At 68.8% G+C, this 23,960-nt stretch carries 23 protein-coding genes and 1 pseudogene; 11 read left to right on the forward strand and 13 right to left on the reverse strand.

Going from position 1 to position 23,960, the window contains the following annotated elements; translation table 11 throughout:
• Window positions 1-91: 91 nt before the first annotated feature.
• From ABZS69_RS43115 to ABZS69_RS43130, 4 genes are all read right to left on the reverse strand, one after another.
• The gene (locus ABZS69_RS43115) at window positions 92-661 is read right to left on the reverse strand and encodes a dihydrofolate reductase family protein (RefSeq protein WP_355382895.1); all 570 of its coding nucleotides are present in this window, start codon (window positions 659-661) and stop codon (window positions 92-94) included.
• 836 nt (window positions 662-1,497) lie between these two features.
• Window positions 1,498-2,781 (reverse strand): VCBS repeat domain-containing M23 family metallopeptidase, encoded by a 1,284-nt coding sequence (locus ABZS69_RS43120; RefSeq protein ID WP_355382898.1) that lies wholly within the window; start codon window positions 2,779-2,781, stop codon window positions 1,498-1,500.
• Window positions 2,782-3,350: 569 nt separating this feature from the next.
• Window positions 3,351-4,502, reverse strand: coding sequence for a ring-hydroxylating oxygenase subunit alpha (locus ABZS69_RS43125; protein ID WP_355382901.1), 1,152 nt, complete (start codon window positions 4,500-4,502; stop codon window positions 3,351-3,353).
• 194 nt (window positions 4,503-4,696) lie between these two features.
• Entirely contained in the window at window positions 4,697-5,098 is a 402-nt protein-coding gene (locus tag ABZS69_RS43130) for a VOC family protein (protein WP_355382904.1), read from the reverse strand.
• A gap of 427 nt (window positions 5,099-5,525) precedes the next feature.
• On the opposite strand from ABZS69_RS43130, the gene ABZS69_RS43135 reads away from it, so the two are divergent.
• Window positions 5,526-5,909, forward strand: a complete 384-nt coding sequence (locus ABZS69_RS43135; protein WP_355382907.1) for a hypothetical protein — start codon at window positions 5,526-5,528, stop codon at window positions 5,907-5,909.
• A 493-nt stretch (window positions 5,910-6,402) separates the two neighbouring features.
• Complete coding sequence (locus ABZS69_RS43140) at window positions 6,403-6,918, forward strand: sensor histidine kinase (RefSeq protein WP_355382910.1); 516 nt, start codon at window positions 6,403-6,405, stop codon at window positions 6,916-6,918.
• A gap of 61 nt (window positions 6,919-6,979) precedes the next feature.
• Here the strand turns inward: ABZS69_RS43140 and ABZS69_RS43145 are convergent, their stop codons facing one another.
• The 7 genes from ABZS69_RS43145 to ABZS69_RS43175 form a co-directional block, all read right to left on the reverse strand.
• A complete protein-coding gene (locus tag ABZS69_RS43145; protein WP_355382913.1) occupies window positions 6,980-7,684 on the reverse strand; it encodes a hypothetical protein in 705 nt (234 codons plus the stop codon).
• A 149-nt stretch (window positions 7,685-7,833) separates the two neighbouring features.
• The gene (locus ABZS69_RS43150; RefSeq protein ID WP_355382978.1) at window positions 7,834-8,502 is read right to left on the reverse strand and encodes a response regulator transcription factor; all 669 of its coding nucleotides are present in this window, start codon (window positions 8,500-8,502) and stop codon (window positions 7,834-7,836) included.
• A gap of 2 nt (window positions 8,503-8,504) precedes the next feature.
• A complete protein-coding gene (locus ABZS69_RS43155; protein WP_355382915.1) occupies window positions 8,505-9,644 on the reverse strand; it encodes a histidine kinase in 1,140 nt (379 codons plus the stop codon).
• Between the two features lie 36 nt (window positions 9,645-9,680).
• Window positions 9,681-10,166 (reverse strand): DUF1232 domain-containing protein, encoded by a 486-nt coding sequence (locus ABZS69_RS43160; protein WP_355382918.1) that lies wholly within the window; start codon window positions 10,164-10,166, stop codon window positions 9,681-9,683.
• Complete coding sequence (locus ABZS69_RS43165) at window positions 10,163-10,762, reverse strand: Chromate resistance protein ChrB (RefSeq protein WP_355382921.1); 600 nt, start codon at window positions 10,760-10,762, stop codon at window positions 10,163-10,165. Before ABZS69_RS43165 ends, ABZS69_RS43160 begins: the two co-directional genes overlap by 4 nt.
• 477 nt (window positions 10,763-11,239) lie before the next feature.
• Window positions 11,240-11,956, reverse strand: coding sequence for a hypothetical protein (locus ABZS69_RS43170; protein ID WP_355382924.1), 717 nt, complete (start codon window positions 11,954-11,956; stop codon window positions 11,240-11,242).
• Window positions 11,932-12,144 (reverse strand): hypothetical protein, encoded by a 213-nt coding sequence (locus ABZS69_RS43175; protein ID WP_355382927.1) that lies wholly within the window; start codon window positions 12,142-12,144, stop codon window positions 11,932-11,934. Before ABZS69_RS43175 ends, ABZS69_RS43170 begins: the two co-directional genes overlap by 25 nt.
• 55 nt (window positions 12,145-12,199) lie before the next feature.
• Between ABZS69_RS43175 and ABZS69_RS43180 the strand changes: the two genes are divergently transcribed.
• Together ABZS69_RS43180 and ABZS69_RS43185 are read left to right on the forward strand one after the other, a co-directional pair.
• Window positions 12,200-12,811 (forward strand): TetR/AcrR family transcriptional regulator, encoded by a 612-nt coding sequence (locus tag ABZS69_RS43180; RefSeq protein ID WP_355382930.1) that lies wholly within the window; start codon window positions 12,200-12,202, stop codon window positions 12,809-12,811.
• A gap of 235 nt (window positions 12,812-13,046) precedes the next feature.
• Complete coding sequence (locus ABZS69_RS43185; protein WP_355382933.1) at window positions 13,047-14,060, forward strand: MerR family transcriptional regulator; 1,014 nt, start codon at window positions 13,047-13,049, stop codon at window positions 14,058-14,060.
• A 444-nt stretch (window positions 14,061-14,504) separates the two neighbouring features.
• Here the strand turns inward: ABZS69_RS43185 and ABZS69_RS43190 are convergent, their stop codons facing one another.
• Together ABZS69_RS43190 and ABZS69_RS43195 are read right to left on the reverse strand one after the other, a co-directional pair.
• Window positions 14,505-15,590 (reverse strand): ADP-ribosylglycohydrolase family protein, encoded by a 1,086-nt coding sequence (locus ABZS69_RS43190; protein ID WP_355382936.1) that lies wholly within the window; start codon window positions 15,588-15,590, stop codon window positions 14,505-14,507.
• Window positions 15,580-16,590, reverse strand: coding sequence for an ADP-ribosylglycohydrolase family protein (locus tag ABZS69_RS43195; RefSeq protein WP_355382939.1), 1,011 nt, complete (start codon window positions 16,588-16,590; stop codon window positions 15,580-15,582). The genes ABZS69_RS43190 and ABZS69_RS43195 overlap by 11 nt, the downstream gene beginning before the upstream one ends.
• 182 nt (window positions 16,591-16,772) lie before the next feature.
• Here ABZS69_RS43195 and ABZS69_RS43200 point away from each other — a divergent pair, with 182 nt between their 5' ends.
• From ABZS69_RS43200 to ABZS69_RS43230, 7 genes and pseudogenes are all read left to right on the forward strand, one after another.
• The gene (locus ABZS69_RS43200; RefSeq protein WP_355382942.1) at window positions 16,773-17,783 is read left to right on the forward strand and encodes a LacI family DNA-binding transcriptional regulator; all 1,011 of its coding nucleotides are present in this window, start codon (window positions 16,773-16,775) and stop codon (window positions 17,781-17,783) included.
• A 21-nt stretch (window positions 17,784-17,804) separates the two neighbouring features.
• Complete coding sequence (locus ABZS69_RS43205) at window positions 17,805-19,157, forward strand: ABC transporter substrate-binding protein (protein ID WP_355382945.1); 1,353 nt, start codon at window positions 17,805-17,807, stop codon at window positions 19,155-19,157.
• Window positions 19,154-20,038 carry a sugar ABC transporter permease gene (locus ABZS69_RS43210; protein WP_355382948.1) on the forward strand — a complete coding sequence of 295 codons (885 nt, stop codon included), beginning with the start codon at window positions 19,154-19,156 and terminating at the stop codon, window positions 20,036-20,038. The genes ABZS69_RS43205 and ABZS69_RS43210 overlap by 4 nt, the downstream gene beginning before the upstream one ends.
• Entirely contained in the window at window positions 20,035-20,850 is an 816-nt protein-coding gene (locus ABZS69_RS43215) for a carbohydrate ABC transporter permease (protein WP_355382951.1), read from the forward strand. The genes ABZS69_RS43210 and ABZS69_RS43215 overlap by 4 nt, the downstream gene beginning before the upstream one ends.
• Window positions 20,851-21,172: 322 nt before the next feature.
• Window positions 21,173-21,640 (forward strand): MarR family winged helix-turn-helix transcriptional regulator, encoded by a 468-nt coding sequence (locus ABZS69_RS43220; RefSeq protein WP_355382954.1) that lies wholly within the window; start codon window positions 21,173-21,175, stop codon window positions 21,638-21,640.
• A 111-nt stretch (window positions 21,641-21,751) separates the two neighbouring features.
• Window positions 21,752-22,927, forward strand: coding sequence for an FAD-dependent monooxygenase (locus ABZS69_RS43225; RefSeq protein WP_355382957.1), 1,176 nt, complete (start codon window positions 21,752-21,754; stop codon window positions 22,925-22,927).
• A gap of 489 nt (window positions 22,928-23,416) precedes the next feature.
• Window positions 23,417-23,685: pseudogene (locus tag ABZS69_RS43230) on the forward strand (hypothetical protein).
• The last annotated feature ends 275 nt before the right edge of the window (window positions 23,686-23,960 follow it).

The following is a 23,960-nucleotide window of genomic DNA, read 5'->3' on the forward strand; positions in this document are numbered from 1 at the left end:
GAACACCGCGCGAGTGATCCGCGACCTCGGCATCGGCACCGTACCGGTGGGTTCCATGGCCGCCACGGGCCACGTGAGTGCCGGCGGTCACCTATCTGGGGGCGAGCTGGTGGTGCGACACCACGACCTGGCCGTCGAGCACGTGTGAGTCGACGAGCCGCAGCTTGTGGCGCTGCTCCGGCGCGGCGAACAATCGCCGGCCGCCGCCGAGCACCACCGGGTGTACGGCGATGTGGTACTCGTCGATGAGCTCCAGCTCGGTCAGCGCCGCGGCCAGCGCGGCGCCGCCGGTGAGGAGCAGGTCCCCGCCCTCCGGCCGCGCCTTGAGAGCGGAGACCTCCTGGGCCAGGTTGTCCTTGATGACGCGGCTGGTCCACTCGTCGCCCGGGTAGGTTCGGGAGAACACGATTTTCGGTGTGGCACGCCAGAACGGCGCGAAAGCGGCGACGTGCGCGTCGTCCGACATCGACTCGGCGTTCGGCCAGAATCCCACCATCATCTGCCAAACCGGACGCCCGAACAGCAGGGTGTCGACTCCCTTGTCCAGATTTTCGGAGTACGCGGACAGCTCCGGGCCCATCACCGGCCAGTCGAACTCCCCGTTGGGCCCGTCGATGAACCCGTCCACCGATGCGTGCACCCAGTAGATGATCTTGCCCATTGTTACCTCGCTTGTCTGTGCGGTCATAGGTAGGTCGGAGCCGGCTGCTGTTCGTTGACGCGCGGCCAGAACTTTTTTCGTGCGGAACAGAAGCTGTGGGGATCCGGCAGGAGGCACGATCGGGAGATCGTGCCTCCTGCGGCTGGACGTCGACATCAGGCCGAGATCATGATGATCCACCAGTCGGGTTCCACGACGCCTCCCTTCCGCATCGTTGTCGTTGCCTGCGACTTTGGCCGGACGCGACAGGCGGGGACATCCGTGCGGTCCCCCTGACCGCCACGGAATGGGCACGGATTCGCCACGGAAAGACCCACGGAGCCAGGCCGATCAGTCGGAAGGGCGGCACGGAGACCCTGGCCGCCGACGGGATCCACCTCCTCGTCCCGCCGACCCTCTCGGATCTCGATCAATCCTGAGGGTCCGCCGGTCAGGACTTGAAGGCATCGATGACGTCGTCCCCGTATGGGTCCCGCGCCGTCCCACCGGCACGTGGAGCCTCGATGGCGGTGGCCTCAACGTTCCAGCCGGCGCCCGCCCTACCACGCTGAGCTGCGGCTTCACCCAGATCTGGAGTCACGTCGGCTGATCAGGCGCTCGAGCTGCGGTGTCATCGGCGCCGGGCTGGTTCCCTGGCCGAGGGCCGGAAACCAGCCGCGGACACCGACTGGCGATAGCGGATGCGCGCGGGTAAACCGTCCCAACCGGGGTGGCGCCGAAGCTCATGCGGCCTCTCCCAGGGAGCGATGGGCCGACGACCGCGTCTCCGGGCTGCCCCGGCGCTCATGGAACGAAGCGGCCCGGGCGGGCGCCCGGGCCGCTTGCGCCGCCGTGGGTCAGAAGTAGGGGGTCCAGCCGGGGCCGATGGCAGTGGCGGGGCCGAACTTGTTGCCGCCTTCGCCGTTCCAGACGTAGAGAGTGCCGCCGGTCATGGCGGCGAGGTCGTCATGACCGTCCCTGTTCACATCGCCCAGAGACGTGAGCGTGCCGTCATAAGGCGCCCAGCCACCACCGATCTCTACTGCGGGACCGAACTTGTTACCACCTTCACCGTTCCAGATATGCAGCGTGCTGCCGCTCTTGATGGCCGCGATGTCGCCGATGCCGTCATTGTTGAAATCGCCGCCGACGGGCTTGCTGAACGCCGACCAACCGCCGCCGACGCGGACGGCCGAGCCGAACTTGTTGCCGCCCTTGCCGTTCCAGATGTAGAGGGTGCCATCGGTGATGGCGGCGATGTCGTCGTGACCGTCCTGGTTGACATCACCCAGAGACGTGAGCGTGCCGTCATAAGGCGCCCAGCCACCACCGATCTCTACTGCGGGACCGAACTTGTTACCGCCCTCACCGTTCCAGACGTACAGCGTTGTGCCGCTCTTGATGGCGGCCAGATCGCTGATGCCGTCATTGTTGAAATCACCGGCGACCGGTTTGCTGAACGCCGACCAGCCACCACCGATCTCCTGCCGGGCGGCGAAATTGTTGTCGCCCTTGCCGTTCCAGATGTTCAGCGTGCCGGTGGTCTCGGAGAAGATGTCACCGATACCGTCAGCGTTGAAATCCGCGCCGGACGTGTTGCTGCAGCCGTTCCGGCTCTCGACGTTGCGCCACTCGCCGCCGGGGGCGGGGCCGTACGCCTTGCCGTCGAACCTGGCCGTGACGCGCTCGGCGCCCTCGAACCCCCAGGAGACGCTCCCGTCGCCGTCGGCGTCGTAGCCCTGCTCGTAGTGCAGGTGCGGGGTTCCGTTCGAGGTGGGGCCGGTGTGCCCGACCCGCCCGATCGTCTGCCCCTGCGTGACTCTGTCGCCCACGCTCACAGCGCGCGACTGCAGGTGAATATAGGTGGTGAAGTTGCCGCCGCCGTGGTTGATCTGGATCATGTTGCCGGCGTTGCTGTGGTAGTACGACTGGTTAACCGTGCCGGAGGCCGGGGCGACCAGCAGCGAGCCCTCGGTGTCCGATTGCGGCTCGCGGACCATGTCCACGGCGGGGGCGTGCGTGGAGTCCCAGGTGTTCAGCCGCCACTTCTGACCGCAGGGGAAGGGCAGCTGGTAGTTCGGGGCTGCTGCGGCGGGAGCCGATATCGCGACCAGGCCACCGGCTATGACGGTCAGGAGCATGGCCGCGTTTGCTAAGCGCCTTCTCAGCATGTCGTTCCTTTCACACGAGGGTTCGGGAAGGCTCTTGACAGTAGGTTTTGGCGGTATAGACCCGGTATGTTGCGGAAATGCCGCGGTCAGAGCTGCGGAAAGCGCGGTGTGGGTGCCAAGCACTCGGCCGTCCTGTGCGACCCTGCGTGTACTCGTGGATCAGCCCGCCGAGGCGGTCACGTCGGATGACCATGGCGAGCGTTGGGGATGAGGATCCGATCGAGGGGTTCGCGGCGCAGGCCGCCGCCGGGTGGAGGGGCGGGTGGCGGGCCGACCATGGCTACGGCGTTCGAACGTCCGCCGCCGTCGTACCAGAATGCCGCGCGATCAGGCCCTACCGCGCCGGGGCCGCCTCAGGCATCCCCAGTCGCGTCCGCCAGGTCTGGGGCATTCTCGGCGTGGCCTTCTCACCTTCCTGACGTACGACGCAGAAAGGTCCATTCGTCCAGGCCGGCGCTTTCCACCGCAGTCGGTTGCGAGACTCCCCTCCGTCAACGCTGTCGTCCCGGTGTCTGGGCGCTCAGGACTCCGGAAGGAGGTCACCCAGATGATGCCAGGCCGAGTCCGTGTCGGTACGCGTCCAGGACGAGGCCGTGGAAATGATGGACCGCGTGCTCCGACAGCCCGGACCCTCCGGGATCGTAAACGATCTTTCCCTGGTTGAACGCGGGAGTGCGCATTCCGCGCTGGACGCTCTCCACCAAGGCGATGTCCTCCACCTGGAGAACCTCGTCGATGTAGCGGATGCTGTCCAGTTCGGCCGCGTTGGGCTCCGTGGTCTCCAGGTAGAAGTCCCAGGTCTCACGCGTTCGTTCCGGCCCGTCGGGGATGATCTGCAACACCATGAAGTTCCCACGGCCGGGGTAGCGCAACAGGCAGGTGTTGGGCCACAGCCACCAGACCGCGTGCTCGGTGACCGTGGCCTCCGACACGTCGTAGGCGGAGTTCTCCGTCGTGCCCGCCTGGGCCATGTGGCTGGAGTAGATCCCGTACGTGGTGACCTTGTAGGTGCTCATGTCGACCAGGGACACGAAGTCTTTGTGGGCCACGTGGCAGTGGTAGCACTCCAGGAAGTTGTCGACGACGTTCTTCCAGTTGGAGGCGATGTCGTAGGTGAGCCGGCGGGCGAGGGTCAGCTTGGCCACGTCCGGCGCCCGCGCCTCGATCTCCGCCTCCAGATCCCCGGCCTGCACCTGGAGAGGGACCGCCTCGGGGGCGAGGTTGACGTAGACCATGCCGCCGAACTCGGTGACCTGGATCCGGTCCAGGCACACCGTGGAGGGATCGAAGCCGGGCATGCCGCCGGTGTTGCGCGCCCGTCTCAACCGGCCGGTCAGGTCGAAGTTCCAGGCATGGTACGGGCACACGATGCTGTGCCGGACGCCGGCACCGGACAGCAGTTCGTGCGCCCGGTGCTTGCACACGTTGTAAAACGCCCGCAGGGTGCCTGTCTCGTCCCGGACGGCGACGATCGGCATGCCGGCGACCGTGCCCGTCACGTAGCTTCCCGCCTCTCGCAGCTTCTCCACGTGGCACAGCCACTGCCACGTACGAGCGAAGACGGCTCGCTGGTCGACGTCGAACCACTTCGGATCGGTGTAGGCATCGGCGTGCAAGGACAGCGACAGTGCGGGATCAGGGTGGTATCCGGCCGAGATGTGATCGAAGGCGGGGATCGAATCCGGTGTCACCGTACCTCCAATATGGGCACCGAAGGCCTGTGTGCCCGGGCGGGTGGCGAGCGAGACGGCGCAGAGGTGGTTCCGGTCCAGATTGAGATTAATGATCCAGACGGTGACGGTTCAAGACCCCTGACCTCGGCGCGGTCGACATCGCACCGACGAAGGGCCCTCTCCTCAAAGCCGTGTCTAGGATCCAAACATCCCTATGGGACTACGGAACCGCGACGCCGGCCTTCCACACAGAACCGGTTCCCCTCAGGATCGGCGAGCACTACGAACGCGGGCAGTTCAGGCCGCGCATTCTCTGGGTAGTGCGGCCAGTCAACACGTTGCGCACCCAGCGCGACCAACCGATCGACCTCTTCGTCGAGGTCGCGATCCCCCGCGTTGAGATCGAGATGTATCCGGGGAAACTCCTCAGCAGGACTCTCGCTCAAGTCCATGGCAAGGGCGACGCCGGTCATGCCGGGCGGAGGCTCCACGACGATCCAGTCATCGCCCTCAAAGCGTGATGGCCGCCGTACGTATCCGAGCGCTTGTCGCCAGAACTCTCCGGCCCGGGCATCATCCGTGACGCCCAACGAGATCTGCCCGATCGTGGTCATACGCGGAGGCTATCGAGGCGCCGCGATCGGGACTGTAAAGCCGGCGGCGGATCCGATGATCAAGGAAGGGACACTTGATGTCCGAGCCTCCCGCCCGCGCCGCTCCAGTGCAGCCTCGATCCGGGTGACCGCCTGCTCCCGGTCGCGCTGTCTTGACCGCGGCGGCCAGGGCCTTGGATCTGCGGGGTCCGCAGCGGCAGCGGGGGTACCTTCTTGGCCGGGTCGCCATGGCGCGGCAGCTGCGAGGCGGCGTGTGCGCAGATCCAGGTGAACAGTGCCGATATTGGTGAGCTTCTGGATGGCTTCTATCGGTTTGCTGGGCTTGCTCTACAGCGGCGGTTTCTAGGGTCGTAGTCGTTCCCTTGGCGCTTGCGACCGCACGATGTGCCTCGCGGCGCCGTCCCCCACCTTGATGGAGGCTTCGTCGATGAAGGCCACAACCCGGGTCCTTGCCGGTGTTCCGCTTGCCGTGGTGCTGTTCGGGCTCATCGGCTGCGGCAGCTCGCAGCAGCCCGCTGCAGCACCGGCGGCCGGCGCGCAGGCCCAGCAGGACGGCGGCCGGCCCGCCGAGCAGGCGGGCGAGAAGAAGGAAGAACCGCCACTGACCGGTGAGGTCAAGCAGAAGGCCGAGCAGGCGGCGCTGGCCGCCTACCCGGGCACCGTGCTGAAGTCCGAGCACGACGCCGAGAAGCCCGGCATGTACGCGGTGGAGGTTCAGCAGGCCGACGGCAGCGCGGTCGAGGTCTACCTGGACAAGAGCTACAAGGTCGTCGACACCAAGAAGGAAGGCACCGAAGAAGACGAGGACTGACCGGCGGCCGCTCGCCTGCCCGGTGGGCAGCGCCGCCCCAGGCGTGACGACTGTCATCAGCTGCGATGGAAGGAGAACAACATGTCAGATCCCCGCGCACCCCGTCCGCCGCGTCCGGGACACGTGTGCTCCCGCTCCGCCGGACCGTCGCCGCGCAGGCCTGCGGCGAGGCGGCCGGCCAGTCCGCACGGCAAAGCGTCGGCGATGGCCGCCGTGACGGCACCGACTCCAGCGTGCGCCGCTGGACGGTGCTGGCCTTCGCCGTCGCGGCGGTGGCGGTGCCTGGCTTCACGGTGGTCATGACGATGGTGAGCGAGTCGGCCTCGCAACCTGGCCCGTCGGTGACCTGGTCACGGGGCGACATACCGATCGGGGTGTCGCAGGAGTCGTCGGCCGACCCTGCCGACAAGGTTGCCGCGACGCCCGATCAACGGTCGCGCTGGCCCGCCTTGAACACGCCGCCACCGCGCCCGAGCCGGTCGACCTGGACGCGGTGCTCGCCGACCGGGCCGCCGCCTGGACGGCCCTGGCCGCCGAACACCACGTGCACATCACCATGACCGGCCCGCCCGCGGGAAAGGTGCAGGCCGTCCCGGGAGCCCTGGAGCAGATCGTCGACAACCTGGTCTCCAACGCGCTGCGCATCGCACCGCCCGCGAGCACGATCACGCTGCACCGCGAGCCCGCCACCGCAGCTGACGGCACCCCGTACGTCCAGCTGCATGTGATCGATCAAGGGCCGGGCATGACCGCGGCCGACCGCGCCCGCGCCTTCGACCGGTTCTGGCGCGCCCCTGGCACCACCCACCACGACGGCACCGGCCTGGGACTGCCGATCGTCCAGCAACTCACCCACGCCGGCGGCGGCCGGATCACCCTCAACCCCGCCCCCGGCGGCGGGTTGGACGCCACCGTCTTCCTCCGCCCCGCAGCCTCGGCGGCCACGCCTAACCTTCCGGCCCAGCACCGCCTGCCGCGCCGATCCCGCGCCGGCATACGTACCCGTTGAGGTTCCGCACTGCCCGACGCCTCACACCATGAGCGGCCGGGGCCGACTGTCGGTCAGGAGGTCAGGAGGTCATGCGGGCCTGGCGCCACATGGTGAGGCCGAGGGCGACGCTCCACAGGGGCATGACGATGGAGGCGAGGAGTCCGTACAGCAGGACGCCGGGGAAGAGCTCAGGCTGGAACAGCAACGCGACCGCGGCCGCGAAGCTCAGCGCGCCGGCGAGCAGGCCGGCCCAGGCCAGCCAGGACGGGTAGCCGTCGCGGCGCAGGGCTGGGGCGAGCAACATCAGCGGGACGGCCCACAGGATGGCGATCGAGAAGAGCGAGGTGCCGCGCAGCATGGCGAAAGCGGTTTGCGCGGCGTGTTCGAGCTGGGGCTGTTCGGCCGGTGCGGCTGCGGCGTAGGCGTGGGCGAGGTCCTGGCCGGTGACGCCGTCGATGGTGAAGTCGGTGATGAAGAGGGCCGCTCCGATGAGGGCGGCGGCCCGCGCCAGGCGGCCGAGTGCGGCTGCGGTGGAGTGGGTGAGCGTGCCGGTCAGGTTGACGATGCCGGCGGTCCACAGCAGGACACCGACCACGGTGGCGAGATGGACACCGGCGTAGAACGAATGGTGATCGATGAACTGCAGCGCCGCCGCGGCGTCGGCGGCGGGCAGGTCGCCGTGGGCGAACCGGAAGACGGCGATCATCAGCGCACCGGCGATCATGGTGAGGCCGCCGAGCCGGAGAGTGGGCCGGCGGCTCTGGAGCAGGGCCGTCGAGGTCATCGTGGGTCGCCTCCTGGCAAGGGGGGTCTGGATCCGATGCCAGCAGCTTGACGCCCGGGTCCCCATCACGTCGCCGGTCCGAGGGCGGCTTTCCGCTTACGCGTTCGGCCGTATGCGCGAGCATCCGCGTACGTAGCCGGACGTAGGCGTCAGCCGGAGTGTCCGGGGCGGACCAAGCCGGCCTCGTAGGCGAAGACGACCAGTTGCGCGCGGTCGCGGGCGGCGAGTTTGACCATGGCCCGGGAGACATGGGTGCGGGCGGTGGCCGGGCTGATCACCAGCCGCTCGGCGATCTCGTCGTTGGACAGGCCACGGCCGACGAGCGCGACGATCTCCCGTTCTCTGTCGGTGAGCAGCGGCAGGGCTCGCGCGGCCGGCCCGGCCGGTGAGGGGCCTGTCGCGAACGCCGCCACCAGGCGGCGTGCGGCCTGCGGGGCCAGCAGGCTGTCTCCGGCCGCGGCCACCCGGATCCCGCGCAACAGCTCGGCCGGTTCGGCGTCCTTGAGCAGGAATCCGGCGGCGCCGGCCCTGATGGCCTCGAAGACCAGTTCGTCCTCGTCGTAGGTGGTGAGTACGAGCACCCGCACCGCGGAGAGATCCGGGTCCGCCGCGATCGCTCGCGTGGCCTGCAGCCCGTCCATCACCGGCATCCGGATGTCCATCACGATCACGTCAGGCCGCTGGGCACGGGCGGCGGCCACCGCCTGCCAGCCGTCCCCGGCCTCGGCGACCACTTCCAGATCCGGCTCGTACGCCAGCAGCGCGCGCAGCCCGGCACGGATCATGACCTGATCGTCGGCGAGCACCACCCGAAGCACGCTCACGCCGCCCCTCCCAGCGGCAGGCGGGCATGCAGGGCGAACCCGGCACCGGTCTCCGCACCCGCACGCATCTCGCCACCTATCGCCCTGACGCGCTCGGACATTCCCCGCAAGCCGTGACCGGGAGCGCCTACCGGCCCCGAGGCGGCCACGCCGTCGTCCGTCACATCGATCTCCAGCCAGTCGTCGACGCCCCTGAGATGTACCCGCGCGTGAACCCCGTTTCCGGCGTGACGCATCACGTTGGTCAACGCCTCCTGCACCACCCGATAGGCGACAGAGCCGATCGCGTCGGGAACCGCCAGGCCGTCCAGGGCGATGTCCGCCTCGACACTCAGGCCGCTCGCCCGCGCGCTCACGAGCAACGCCTCCAGGTCGGCGACGCCGGGCGCCGCCTCCTCGCCCGGCTGCCGGACCACGGCCAGCGCTGCCCGGGCCTGTGCCAGGGCGTCGGTGCTGATCTGGCGGATCCCGCGCAGCGCTTCCCGCGCCTGCTCCGGCTGCCGGTCCACCAGGTGCAGCCCGACACCGGCCTGCAGGCTGATCGAGGCCAGGCTGTGAGACAGCACGTCGTGCAACTCCCGGGCGATCCGCAACCGTTCCCGTACGACCCGAGCCTCGGCCTCCTGTTCGGCGAGCCGCCGGCGGGTGTGCGCCCACCGTGCGGCGACCACTGCCACGACCGTCCACGCCCCTGCCACCGCCAGCATCCTGCCCAGATGCCAGCCTTCCGGTGGGCCCGTGGCGACCGCGATCGCCCCACCGCCGACCGCGGCGAGCGGAACCCATACCCTCGCCCTGCTGACCTGCGAGACCAGGACGCCCAGCCCGGCGAACGCGCCCAGGTACACCGGCCAACCGGCGAACCGCATCCCCAGAAAGGCCGCCGCCGCACCCACCGCGAGCGAGAACGACAGCAACGGGGCCACCCGCCGCGCGGCAAGCGCGGACCCGGACAGCACCAGCAGCGCCGCCCCGAGGGCTGTCATCGGCCGGGCCTCAGGCTGGACAATGCGAGCCTCGGCAGAGACCGCGACCATGAACGCCGACAGCATCACCGCCGCGGCCACGTCCAACCCGGGCAGGGCACGCATGAGCAGCCCTGCACTTCCAGCGGCACGATCAGCAGGCTTGGTCACGCAGAGCCTCCTCCAGCACCGCCCACGATTACGCCATCATTCCGCTTCTTGAGGGCCGGCTTCTTGAGGGCCGGCTTCCTGAGGGCCGGCTTCCTGAGGGCCGGTGGATGCTCTGTCCAGCCCGGTTAGCCGGGCCAGAACGGCGAAGCCGTCGTCGGTGCCGGGCCAGTGCCTGCGTACCGCGGGCAGCCCGGCGCGGCGTACGACAGAGCGCAGGACGGCGGTGACGATGATGGCGTCGTCAGCGTAGCCGAGCAGGGGGATGAAGTCGGGCACCAGGTCGATGGGGAGGGCCAGGTAGGCCAGCAGCAGCGCCAGCCGAACCCGCACGCCGCGCGGCAGGTCGGGGTCGGCCGCCAGGCGGCGCACCAGCCGCAGCACGTCCGGCAGCAGCCGCAACGCCTCACGCAGCAGGCCGCCACGGGGCCGGACGATCGCCAGCGCGCCGATCAGGACCACCCAGGCGACCAGCAGCGCCACGACGATCCCGATCAACAGGTCCCAGCCCCAGGAGCCGGTCATGCCTCCTCACCCTCACGTACAGCTGATGGCCCGATGCCGATCGGGGCGGCGGGGGCTTCAGCCGCCAGCGCCAGCTGCTCAAAGGCAGCCAGGTCCGCGGACGCCTCTTCGACCGCCGCCCGCGCCGCCACGCCGACCGGAGCGGCGAAGTAGTCCCGCGCGTCGATCTTGGCCATCCAGGAGCGGAAGCGCTCCAGATCCGCCTCCGACTCCTCGACCTCGGCGTAGGTGGCCCGGCCCCGCTCCCTCTCCTCGGCCAGCTCGGCGCGGAAGGCGGGCAGGCGCTCCAGCACCTCGGCGTACTCGGCGTCGCGGGCGGCGTTGAACTCGCCGATCACCTGCCGCTCCTCAGCCGCTTCGGTGAGGTCCAGGCGCAGCAGCCGGCCCGTGCCGCCCTGCTGACGCACCCGATCCAGCAACCGCCGCACCTGCCGCAGCGTCTGCTCCCGCTCAGGCAGCAGACACACCGACTGCTGCAGATACAGCGCGCCCATCGAGCGCAGCTTGCGCCACACCTGCACCCGCACAGTGGGAGCGGCCCCGGCGGTGGACACGCTGACCAACAGCCAACCCCGCTCCTCTGTATTGCCCGTCACGCGCTCATGTTACATCCGTAACATCTCACAGCATGCACTCGTTGATGAGGCCGCCAAGGATGGTTCGGCGGGCCAGGTCGACCGGGGATGGCGGTCCGGTTTCGGCTTGAGATAGGCAAAGTCGCCCGATACTGCGGTGCGGCCGGGCGGTGTTGTAGTGCTCCAGATACTGGGTGAGGATCCGGCGCAAGTTGCGGGGGCCTGAGTGGTCCACGGGCCTGTGGTTCCCCGTCCTCGCACCACAGGCACAGGTCGGAGTCGACCCAGTCCCGCCCCGCGGGCTCGGGGACGGCCGCGCCGGCGGGGACGTCGCGCGGGACGTCCTGGACATCCTGGGGGACGTCTTGGCCGGCGTGGTCGGCGTGAGCAAGCCGACCGCCACTGGCCCCAAAACTCCGCCACCTCAGCTCGGCCGCCGAGCTGTGCCCACTCCAACGGGGTGGCGTCGTAATCGTGATCCCGTAGTCACGGTGGCGATCAGGGCGATGTCGTTTCGGTCGTGGTCCGGCTCGCATAGTGGCGAGCGAGGGCGTGGAAGGCTTCCTTCGGCTCCCACGGCATGCCGGCGTAGGTGGTGCCCTGGGCGCCGTCGAGCATCTTGACGATGCCATAGGAGCCGATGTCGAGGTCGTCCGTGGGGTTGGCGCGGTGCGGGAGCTCGAACCCGGCGAAGCTGAACCAGAAGACGGTGTCCATGCCGACCTCGTCGAAGATGGCCAGCAGGTCGTCCATGTAGCGGACCTGCTCGCCCTCGTCGCGTTCGGTGCCGGGCTTGACGCGGCCGTTGTCGACTACAGTCCAGCCGCCCGCGCCCCAGTCGGCCGCGCCGCGGAAGGTGCAGCAGCCGGCCTCGGTGACAGCGACGGGCTTGCCTTGGGTGAAGTGCTCCTGTACGTCCTGGCGGAAGGTGGCGGCGTTGTGCCGGTTGCGGTAGGCGTCCACGCCGATGATGTCGAAGGGGGTCCAGTCGACGTGCTCGATGGGGATGGAGGCGTAGCTGATCGAGCCGCCGAAGCGGGGGCGTACGGAGGCGGCAACCTGGGAGAGGAATGCGTTGACGGGGCCGGGGAGAGCGGCCAGCGCTGCGGCGCGCTCCTCGGGTGTGGCGCGCAGGGCCTGCATGCGTTCGGTGAAGGTGTCGCCGGGCAGGTAACCGCGGGCGAACAGGCTCAGCTCGCACCCGGTGACGAGCACGACGTCGGCGCCCTGGCGGCGATGGTGAGTCGCTCGGGGTCGCCGCCGGTGATCCGGACGGCGTTGCAGTGCAGGTCGTCGGCGATGATGCGCATCTCACGCGCCACTGTCGCGGGGTCGAAGAGGCTGCGGCTGCTGTCGCCGTTGGGGAAGGTGCCGGTGTCGTACTGCACGCCTTTGCCAGGCATGAAGGCTCCCTTAAGGGTCAATATGTACCTTAAATCAGAGCATAAGATACATGACGTGCCTAACACGGAGACGGACGGTACTCGGGGCAGACGCCGCCGGGGCGCGGAACTGCAGGCAGTCCTCCTGGAGGCGGCCTGGCAGGAATTGTGCGCCGTCGGCTACCACGCACTCACCTACGATGCCGTGGCCGCGCGCGCCCGGACGAGCCGGACGGTGCTCTACCGCCGCTGGCCGCATCGACGTGACCTGGTGCTGGCCGCCATGCGTCACCAGGTGCCGGCACCTCCGCCCGTACCTGACACCGGCTCTTTGCGCACCGATCTGCTGACCCTGCTTCGCCTGGTCAGCTCGCGCATGATCGAGCTCATCCCTGTTCTTCAAGCCGTCGGCGACGGCCGGACAGATGACAGCGATCTCACCGACTACCTGCGCGAGCGCGTCAGCCAGGCCGGCATGCGCGAGATGGACGCCCTACTTCAACGTGCTGTGCTACGCGGCGAGATCAACCACGCCCGTACCCCGGCTCGAGTCGCCGCCGCACCCTTCACGCTCGTCGCGGTGGAGACGCTCCTCCACCACCGCCCGCTGCCCGACGCCGCACTCGCCGAGATCGTCGACCAGATTGTCCTGCCCTTGCTCGCAAGCCACGATCGAGACAACGCATAGGAGGGGCTCTGTCCCAGCGGCGGGACCAGGAGTTGCCGAGGAAGGGTAGACGAACTGGGTCAGCCTGCCGCCTTGCCTGCCAGGATGATGCTGGTGACAGGAGCCGCACCGAACTCGCGACGGGCCGCCCTGCCGTCGAACAACCAACGGCGCGGGCCGAGATGCCAGAAGCGGGAACCTGATTACGCACTAATCGGCTTGCGCCTCAAGCAGCTTGAGGTACCACAGTGGCCCCATGAACGACTACGAGCTGTACCCCATCGGCGACGCCGCGCGCCGCAGCGGCCTGAGCGTGAGCGCCGTCCGGTTCTACGCCGACACCGGGCTGATCAAGCCCACGGACCTGAACGAGGCCGGCCACCGGATGTACGACATCCACGCCATCGCCCGGCTGGAACTCGTCCGCACCCTGCGCGAGCTGGACACCGACCTGGAGGAGATTCGCCGCCTGCTCGAAGGCGGCACGACCCTGCACGACCTGCTCACCACGCACCTGGAGTTCGTCGAGCGCCAGGAGCGCACCCTGCGGGCCAGGCGGGCGGTGCTCAGAACCCTGATCAAACAGGGCGGCACCGCTCAGGCCGACCTGATGCACAAGCTCGTCTGGATGACCGACGAGGAACGCGAACAGACCATCGACGATTTCTGGAACGACGTCGGCGAGGACCTGGACGTCCCCGAGGGCTTCGTCGACCGGTTGCGGACGATGCGCCCGGTCCTGCCCGCGGACCCCACGGCCGCCCAACTCGAGGCGTGGATCGACCTGGCCGACCTGGTGTCAAACCCGGCGTTCCGCGACACGGTCCGCACCTACCTGCAAGCCACCTGGTCCACACCGGAGGCCCGAGTCCTGGCGACCGAGCCGTTCCAGGACTTCATGCACGTGAGTGGGGCCCCGCTCATAGAGGAACTCCTCGCCGCGTACCGCGCCGGAGAGTCTCCCCGGTCCCCCTGGGCCCAGCAGGCTGTCACACGCTTCATGGAAGCGGCCACCGCGCTGTCCGACACACCGCTCACCCCCGAAGTCCGAAACCGGATGGCCGACGGATACCGGCAGATGCCCGACATCATGCGCCAGATCGCCGAAGAGGAAGCCACCTCCGAGAGCCCCGTCTACGACGACGCTCACGGCCGGTACCTGTCCCTGGTGGCGCTGATCAACGGGACCGCGACTGAGGAGCGCCATGACTCCGTGCCCTATGCCTGGATCGCCGACGCCATGCGCGCCGTGGACCCGTCAACTCCCTAGCTGGTCTGATTGGTGTGTGGCTTGAATGGCCGAGGCCACGCCCGGGTGGATGGCGAGGGCGGTCCACCCACCGATGATCAACTCGACCTTGAACTTGGGCTTGGGCTGCACCAGCGCCACCCCATCCCGTGCAGCACACCCATGCTCCCACCGCAAGCCCGGAGCCGCTGTCACTTCTCAGCGACATCGTCTTCCAGCAGAAACGATCGCTGTCGCAGCAGACCGGCAAACGCTGTCACCAGTCGCCGACAGAATCACGAGTCCGAACCCATGTCTCCGACGACGGGACCGTCATCATCATCGACGACCGCGCGCCCCAGGAGGTCCAAGAGCCGGCGGCCCGCCGTTCCGCCGATGCCGTATCGGCCCTCATCACCCGAGATCGTGAATGTGGTTTTCGGGCGTATGAGGGTTGAGGGCCGACCTTGGCGACCTTGGCGATCGTCACCGCCGCCTCACCCGCCCTGGACGGGGAGACTCGCCCGCGTCAGGCGCGTCCAGCAGGCGACCCGCGAGAGCAGTGAGGCTGAGCCCTTTCAGGTCGGGGATCAGGACGCCCGCGATCTCGTCGACATGCCGGCGCCACGTGTCGGGCACGGCGGCGGCTCCGGACGCCGCGCCGCACAGCGCGCCCACCATGGCAGGCATGCTGTCGGACTGACGCGCGACCAGCGCGGCCGAGCCGAGGGCCGTCGCGAGGTCGCCGCCCGCCAGCTCGGCCAGGACGAAGGCCGTGGGCAGGGTCTCGGCGGCCACTCCCCCGTGGCTGTAGACGGCCGGGCTGAGCTGCTCGACCAGGCCGGGGACGGCGTCGAAGGCCGAGCGGGCCGACTCGCGGATGCGGGCCGCCCTGGCGAGGTTGCGGGCGGTCCAGCTCCCCTCGGGGATGGCGCCGGCCGCCTCTTGCAGCGCGTCGCGCAGGGAGGCGCCACCCACCAGCGACGCGATGGCCACGGCCATGGCCTGGGCGGCCCAGACCCCGTCCTCGGCGTGGGTGATCTCGGCATAGCGCGCCGCGACCTCGGCGGCCGTGGCCGGGTCGCCGGCGTAGTAGAGGCCGATCGACACCGCGGCGGGCACGGCGCTGTCGGAGTAGTGGACGGGATTGTCGTTGCCGGTGGCGGGCGGCGTCAGGCCCCTGGCGCTGTTGATGATCGCGGAGCGTTCGGCCACCCCGGTCCAGACGTCGTCCGACATGTGCTTGCGCCATTCGGCGAAGAGCGTGGCCGAATCGTGTCGCGGCGCGCCGAGGAGCACCAGCGCGGCCACGGCCGCGGTCTCGGCGTCGTCCGTGGGAGACAGCGGGAGGTCGTCACCGATGCCGGGCGTGAACGGCAGCAACGGGCGCGAGACCCGCTGTTCGTCCAGCGCGGCCGACAGCCGCCAGCCGGTGGCTCGCACCCACGCCGATCTGGCCCTGCGGTGGAACTGGGCCGGTAGTCCCGCGGCATCGCCCGCGGCCAGCCCGAGCAGGGCGCCGACCGCACGCTCCTGCCGCATGCCCTGGGTGCCGGCGAAGTCAGCGCGCATCGAGGGCCACCTCTCTGGGCGCCGGGCCCGGTTGTCCGGCGGCATGCAGCCGGTCGGCCAGCTCGACGAGGTCCGTGCCGGCGGTGGCGGTGATGCATCGTCCGCTCACGTGTGCCACCTGCGTCCGCCACCGTTCGGGGATGGCCTGGGCGCCGTGCAGGGCGCCCGCCATGGCGCCGACGATGGCGGCGATGGTGTCGGAGTCGCGGCCGATGTTGACCCCCGCGAGCACCACCCGGGTGAAATCCCCCTGATGGGCGGCGAACAGGCCGAAGGCCAGCGCGACCGCCTCGGGGGCGGCGTCGGCCCAGGGGTAGTGGAACAGCGGGATCTCCGCGTACAGCGCTTCCTCCGCCGCCTCTGGTGAGCCCGCCGCGGCGGCCACGTCGAGCGCCCGGGCCACCAGCCGGGCCGACCACGAGTCCGGCGGCAGCGCGCGCACACCCGCCTCGATCACGTCGCGGTGGTCGCGCGCGGTCATCGCGACGGCGACGGCGGCGGCGACCGCCTGGGCGCAGAAGACGCCGTCGCGGGCGTGGCTGACCGAGGCGTCGACGGCCGCGATCCTGGCGGCCTCGTCGGGGTCGCCCATGCAGAGGATGCCGACGGGGGCGACCCGCATCGCGGCGCCGTCGCTCCACATCTCGTAGCTGTCGCTCCCGCTCTGCGGCGGCCGCAGCCCCGAACGCAGGTTGGCGAGGGCGACCATCTCGCTGAAGCCGGCGCCGTGGAAGCCGCCCTGCTGCGCCGCGACCGCGTCCAGCCAGACGCCGGCCACGTCATCGGAGGTGATGCCCCTGCCGTGGGCGAGCAGGCCCCGGGCGCAGAGGACCGCGTACTCGGTGTCGTCGGTGCCGGCCGCGTCCTCGGTGAGGAAGTCGGTGACCCTGCCAAAGCGTGCTCGGATCTCAGCGGGTGTCATGCCTTCGGTGGGCGCGCCGAGGGCATCGCCGACCGCGAGGCCGAGGAGCGCGCCTCGGCACCGGTCCAGGGTGGTCACTCACTCTCCAAAAGTCGCATCGTTTTGCATGATGCCGCACACGCTAGCAGCGCACGCTCTCTCACGAACAGGAGTCTTCCTGCGACGATCCCTGGAAACCGGATCGTTACTCTGCCCTCTTGACCGGAGAACGGAGCGCACTCCATGCTACGACCCAAATCGTTTTGGATTTTGGGAGCGAGATGAAGGAAGCAGGCGGGCGCCCTGACATTGCCGCCGTCGCCGCGGCCGCCGGAGTCAGCGTGACGACCGTGTCGCACGTGCTGACCGGCCGCAGACCGGTCAGCGCCCGCACCAAGGCCAAGGTGGAGGCGGTCATCGAGGAGCTCGGCTACCGGCCGAACCCGTCGGCCCGCAGCCTGCGCACGCACCGCAGCGAGTCGATCGCGCTGATCGTCCCCGACCTGACCAACCCGTTCTATCCGCTGGTCGCCGCGGGGCTGCAGGACGTGCTGATGTCGAACGGCTATCTGCTGTCCGTCACCGACGCGGTGCTGCCCGGCCGCGCGCTGCCCGAGGTCATTCGGCACGTTCTGGCCCGCAGGGTCGACGGCATCGTGCTGGCCACCTACGGCGCCACCGACAACGACATCGACAAGATCCGCAAATCCGGCACCAAGCTCGTACGGCTGGGCGGCCGGTTCCGCGCCGAGGTCGGCGACATCGTCAGGGCCGACGACGCCAGCGGCGTGCACGACGTGGTCAGCCACCTCATCGACCGGGGATACCAGCGCATCGCGTTCCTCAACGGCGAGCCCCACGCGCACCCGAGCCAGATCAGGCTCGAAGGGTACGAACGTGCGCTACGCGAGGCCGGCCGGCCGATCCTGCCCGAGCTGATCCACTCGGGCACGTTCACCCGGGCGGGCGGCGTGGAAGGGGCCAGAGCCCTGCTGTCCCGCTCGCCCCGCCCCGACGCCCTGGTCTGCGCCAACGACCTCATCGCCGTCGGAGCGCTCGACGTGACCAGGCAGCTCGGCCTGTCCGTCCCCGGCGACGTGGCCATCACCGGCTACGACGACATCGAGGCCGCCTCCCTCATCACCCCCGCCCTCACCACTGTGCTCAACCCGGCCCGCGAGATCGGCAGGACCTGCGCACGTCTTCTGCTCGACCGGCTGGCCGGCGAGTACGACGACACGGCCCGCGAGATCGTCCTCGCTCACCGGCTCATCGTCCGCGACTCGTCCTAGCCGTCCGTAAGGAGATCCCCCATGTCCGTCAATCTCGCCCGCCGTGACTTCCTCAAGCTGAGCGGCGCCACGGTGGCCGCCGGTTGGGCGCTCGCCGCGTGCGGCAGCTCGTCCTCGTCCTCCGGCGCCAAGAGCGTCACCTACTGGGCCGCCTTCGCCACCCCCGACAGCGAGAAGTACTTCCGCCAGAACCTCGTCGACGCCTTCAACAAGAGCGCCAAGGACATCCGCGTCAAGATGGACGTCAAGCAACTCATGACGCTGGGCAACCTGACCAACACCGCGGTGGCGGCGGGCAAGGGCCCCGACGTCGTCTACGCCGACGGCCCCTCGGCCGCCCTGTCCTTCGCCAAGAGCTCCAAGACCGTGACGCTCGACGAGTACGCCACCAAGTACGGCTGGCAGGACAAGCTGCTGCCCTGGGCCTACGAGGTCAGCAAGATCGACGGCAAGCTCCACTCCGTGCCCGTGGGCTACGGCTCGCTGGTGCTCTACTACAACCCCGACACCTTCGCCGAGCACGGCTGGAAGGTGCCGACCACGCTGGCCGAGTTCGAGACCGTGTGCGCCGCCGCCAAGGCCGCGGGCCTGATCCCGGTCGGTGCGGGCAACAGCGGCTACAAGGCGCAGAGCGAGTGGTACCTGACCTGCGTGCTCAACGCCGCCGTGGGCCCGAAGGCGATCCACGAGGCGCTCACCGGCGCGCGCAAGTGGGACGACAAGGTCTTCGTCGACGCCATCACCATGTTCAAGGCGCAGATCGACAAGGGCTGGTGGGGCGGCGGCGCCGACCGCTACTTCACCAACACCGACACCGACATGTTCACCGGTCTGGCCTCCGGCAAGGTCGCGATGTACATGACGGGGACGTGGAGCTTCGACTCGGCCGACACGTTCTTCACCGGCGGCAAGAAGTGGGACTGGGCGCCGCTGCCCTCGCTCGCCGACGGCGTGCGCCCGGGGGTCTTCCCACTGGCCATCGGCACCACGCTGTCGATCAACGCTCGTTCGGAGAACCCGGCGGGAGCGGCCGAGTTCATCGACTACCTCATCGCCGACCCCAAGCGCATGCTCGACTTCCTCGCCACGACCGGCACCAACCCGCCGCCGCTCAAGGTCTCCGCCGACGCCTATCCCGCCGGGATGGACGAGCGGGTCGCGCGGCTGTACAAGGCCATCCCCGAGACCACGAACCTGGGCTACGCGAGCTGGAGCTTCGTCCCGCCGAAGACGGACACCTATCTCTACACCGAGTTCGACAAGGTCGTCACGGGCGCGATGTCCCCCGCCGACTTCTGCGCCGGACTGCAGAAGACCTTCGCCGCCGAGCTCGCGGCGGGCGCGGTGGCCAAGCCGTTCGCCCCCGAGTCGTGAGCGGGTCCCGTGCCCGCGCCCGGCTGACGGCCTGGCTGTTCATCGCTCCGCTGCTGCTCGTGAACCTGCTCGTCGTCGCCGGCCCCGGCCTGATGTCGGTCTACTACTCCTTCACCGACTGGGACGGCCTCGACGAGGCGCACTTCGTCGGGCTCGCCAACTACGTGGCGCTGTTCGGCAGCCCCGACTTCCGCGGGGCCCTGCTGCACAACCTGCTCTGGACGGCCTTCTTCCTGGTCGTGCCGATGTCGATGGGGCTGCTCGGCGCGTTCCTGCTGTCCAGGATCCGGCGCGGCCAGATGTTGTTCCGGTTGCTGTACTTCATCCCGTACGTGATCGCGACCGTCGTCTCGGCCGCCATCTGGCGGCAGATCCTCAGCCCGACCAGCGGTCTCGCGCCCGCCCTCGGCAGCCTGGGCCTCCCCTGGCTCAACGACGTGAACTTCCTCGGCGACGGCCGGCTCGCCCTCGGCGCGGTGGCCTTCATCAACAACTGGCAGTGGTGGGGCTTCCTGGTCGTCATCTTCCTGGCGGCCATGCAGTCGATCGAGCCGTCGCTCTACGAGGCCGCCAGGATGGACGGCGCCGGGAGCTGGCGGGAGTTCTGGCACATCACGATGCCGTCGATCCGCCCGACCTTCATGTTCCTGTCGCTGATGACCGTCATCTGGTCGTTCCTGGTCTTCGACTACATCTACATCCTGACCCAAGGAGGTCCCGCCGGCGCGACCGACGTGCTCAGCACCGTGATGTACCGTGCCGCGTTCAGCGAGCAGCAGGCCGGCTACGCCGCGGCGATCGGTGTCATCCTGGCCCTGATCAGCGCGGTCACCGTCGGCGGCTACCTCTACCTGCGCCGCCGCCTGAGGTGGGAGATATGACCCGGCGCCCGTTCGCCTACCTGATCCTGACCGTCCTGGCCGTCTACGCCCTCGGCCCGATGCTGGTCTTCGTCCTGGCCTCGCTGAAGACTCCGAGCGAGATCAGCGACAGCCCCCTCGGCCTGCCCGGCGAGTTCCGCTGGGAGAACTTCGCGACGGCCTGGGCCGATGCGCACATGGGCGCGGGGCTGGTCAACAGCGCGATCATCGCCGTGTCGACCGCGGCGGGGGTCTGCGTCATCTCCGGCTGCGCCGCCTACGCGCTCGGCCGGCTCGACCTGCCCAAACCCGGCCTGTTCATCCTCTACCTGCTGGTCGCCAGCTCGCTGCCCATCCAGCTGTTCCTGGTGCCGCTGCTGTCCCTGTGGACGAAGATCGGGCTGTACGACAGCAGGTTCGGTCTGATCGTCATCTACTGGGCCATCTACAGTCCGTTCGCCACGTTGCTGATCCGCTCGTTCCTGCTCGCCGTCCCCCGGGAGTACGAAGCGGCGGCGCGTCTCGACGGCGCGGGAGAGGTGCGGCTGTTCACCCGGATCGTCTTCCCGCTGATCTGGCCGGGCGTGCTCACGGCGGGGCTGATCGCGGGGCTGCAGGCGTACAACGAGTTCCTGCTGGCCGTGACGTTCATCCAGGACAGCGACAGCCTGCCGGTCTCGCTGTCGCTCTACTCCTTCCAGCAGGGCTTCTCCCCCGACTGGGCACTCGTCAGCGCAGCCGGTCTGATCATGGTTCTGCCGCCGCTGGTGCTGTTCCTCGCTCTGCAACGCCGCTTCGTCGAGGGTTACACCTCCTCGGGGATGTCAGGCTGAGCGCCCAAGTCGCTCAGCGCGCCCCAGACCGTTGATCCCGCAGTGTGCGTCAGGCAGACGTGATCGAGGAGGCAGGAGTCGTCCGGCCCTGACGTCCCGCCCAGCTCCCCTGGGCGGGCTGCCCGTCGCCTTCGCCCTGACCGGCGCCAAAGCCGACGCCTGGCCCTGACCAGCGCGATCTGGCACAACCACAACACCGGCCGGCCCACCGCCCGATCGCTCACCGCCTACGACCACTGATCCCACAGCACCCCTTGGAACCAACCATCCAGACGTCGGCCACGAGCCGCCGCGCCGTGTCGTCGGATGTATATTTACCAAAATGCCGAACGACCAGCGCACGTCACTGGACCTTCACGAGCAGCCTGGGCATCTCACCCGCCGTCTCCAGCAGGCGCACAAGTTGTTGTGGGCAGAGCTGGTCGCCGATGATCTGACTTCACCTCAATTCGCCGTGCTCAACCTTCTTGAGCAGCACCCGAACATCGACCAACGCCGTCTGAGTGAGCTTGTCGGGATGGACCGCTCGACCACTGCTGAGATCGTCCAACGGCTACTGGCGCGGCAGCTGCTGACAAGGGTGAAGGACGTCAGGGACGGCAGGCGCAACGTGCTGCAGTTGGATCCGCGGGGAGCCCAACTCTTGCGCCGCACGCTGCCGGCCGCGGCCGAGGTCAGCAGGGCACTCGTCGCGGTTCTCAGCGATCGGGATCGCCGGGAGTTCCTCCGCATCCTCAACCTCTTGGTCGAGGCTCACAGCGAGCGGTTGAGCGACATCTCGGTGTCGTGAACACGCTGAGCTGAAGGAGATCACAGCGAGACAGGCCGAAGGAAGCCTTGGCTGATGCCCCGTCCGCCGATATGCTCAGTGTACTGAGTATCTTCGAAGAAGGTCGTGAGCATGGCTTTCGCGGAACGAGTCGTCATCGTCGGCGGTGGAATCGGAGGACTCGCGACAGCGCTGTCCCTGTCTCGGTCAAGGGGCGCCGGACATATCAAGGTGCTGGAACGAGCTCCTCAATTTGCTGAGATCGGGGCAGGTCTGCAACTGGCGCCGAACGCGCTGCACGCACTGGCCCAGATCGGGGTCCCCGAGGAGGCGATCGCTGCGTGCGGGTTCCATCCGAGCCGTCTGGCGCTGATGGATGCGTTGACCGGACAGTTGATCACCGCCCTGGACGTCGGCGAGCCCTTCCTGCGCCGCTACGGGCGACGCTACACCGTGATGCATCGCGGTGACTTGCTGCAGCTCCTGCTGGACGAGGCCGCCAGCCGCAGCAACATCGAGCTCTGCGCGGCGACGACCGTTGTCGGCGCCGCCGGCAACGGCCGTGCCGCGACCGTCGACACCGCGGACGGCGCCAGTCACCACGCTGACCTCGTCGTGGGCGCTGACGGTCTGCATTCGGTGCTCCGCGACATCATCATGGGTGAGAGCGAACTCGTCTTATCCGGCTACGTGTCGTATCGGGGCGTTCTGCCCTTCGACCGGCTCGCCGATGTCGCCGGCGGTGAGGATATGTTGATTTGGTGCGGGCCGGGGATGCATCTGGTGCAATACCCGATTCGGCGGGGCGAGCTGTACAACCAAGTTGTGTGTTTCTGCAGCGACCGATACAGCCCGGAGCATGACAATTGGGGAACAGCCGGTGAGATCGACAGTCACTATGAGAATGCGTGTCCCGCAGTGCGTGCCGGCGTCGAATTGATCGACCGTGAACGTAGCTGGAAGATGGCCGACCGCGCGCCGGTGGCTTCCTGGATCAGCGGTCGGCTGGTACTGCTGGGTGACGCCGCCCACCCCATGCTGCAGTACGTCGCCCAAGGCGCCTGTCAGGCCCTGGAGGACGCCGCCTGCCTCGGCCAGTCGCTGGCGCGGTCGGCGACCGTGGATGACGCGCTGTCCACCTACGTGAGAATCCGGGCGCCGCGCACGGCGCGCGTGCAGCGCAGCGCCCGCATGTTCGGACAGTTCCTGCACCTCGACGGCATGGGTGCCGCAGTTCGCAACTTCCTGCTGCGGAGACGCTCAACCGACGACTACTCCGAGTCCGAGTGGCTGCACGGCTATCGCTGAGGGCCGGTCGGATTCACTCGTTCAGCAACGCGCGGTGTCTATCGCCTGGCGTCGGCGGGGTTGCGTTCGAAAACTCATGTCCATAGGGCGATGCGGCAATTAGGTCACCGGTGCCCCCGCTGCAACCGATCCAGGAATTCGACCGCCTCGTCGACCTGACGCGCGGACCCGCTCCCGCGGGGGATATGGCATCGCCCAGCCAGTCACCGAACATGGGATTGCCGGAGTTGCCGAACGGGTGGTGGCCGGGCATCGTTCCTTTCACATCCCCCGACAGATCTGGCGGCCCGCGCCGAGTTCCGCCCACCACCGAGCGGCGCTGCACGAGTGGTGAGAGGCGCACGAGACCGCGGAGGACCTCCCCCTCGAGTTCCCAGACACTTCCCTGGTGTCATGCGGGCCAGGTCGCGCTGCCGCACGGCATAGCCGGAGTCGTCCTGCGGCCACCAGGCCGGCGCGCTCTGCTCGACGGGTCTGTAGTGTGCGGCAATGACAAGAAGCGAGCGGCTCCCGGACCAACTGGACCGGCACTGGCACAAGAACCTGCGGCCTCGGCTGGACGGTCTTACCGATGAGGAGTACTTCTGGGAGCCGGTGCGCGGCTGCTGGAGCATCCGCCTGCGGTGGGTCCCGAGCGGTTTCCCATGGAGGGCATCGTCCTGCACGTCAACCGGGAGCTGATCCATCACGGCGCCGAGATTTCCCTGCTGCGCGACCTCTACCGCTGGCAGGACGGAGCCGTACCGCACCGAATATGACTTTCCGGTAACCGGCGATCGAGCTTCGGAAACCTACGTGGACTCCGTGACGCTCCACGGCTGCTGCCGCCGAGAGGCCTCACGATCTTTAACCGCCGTTCTGCGCAGGTAGAAGGCCCTGGCATCCCGGGCGAGCGCCACGCCAGGGCCTTCTAGCTGCAGGTTCGAAGTTGGCGAAGCTTCCATGAACACCACCAAGGCCGCCTCCCAACGCGCTCAACCTTCGGTGAGACAGGACAGTTCCAAGGGTTTCCGAATCAGGTTCGTCTTAGTTT

It is taken from the genome of Nonomuraea sp. NPDC005650, assembly GCF_040605375.1.
Taxonomy (GTDB): Bacteria; Actinomycetota; Actinomycetes; order Streptosporangiales; family Streptosporangiaceae; genus Nonomuraea.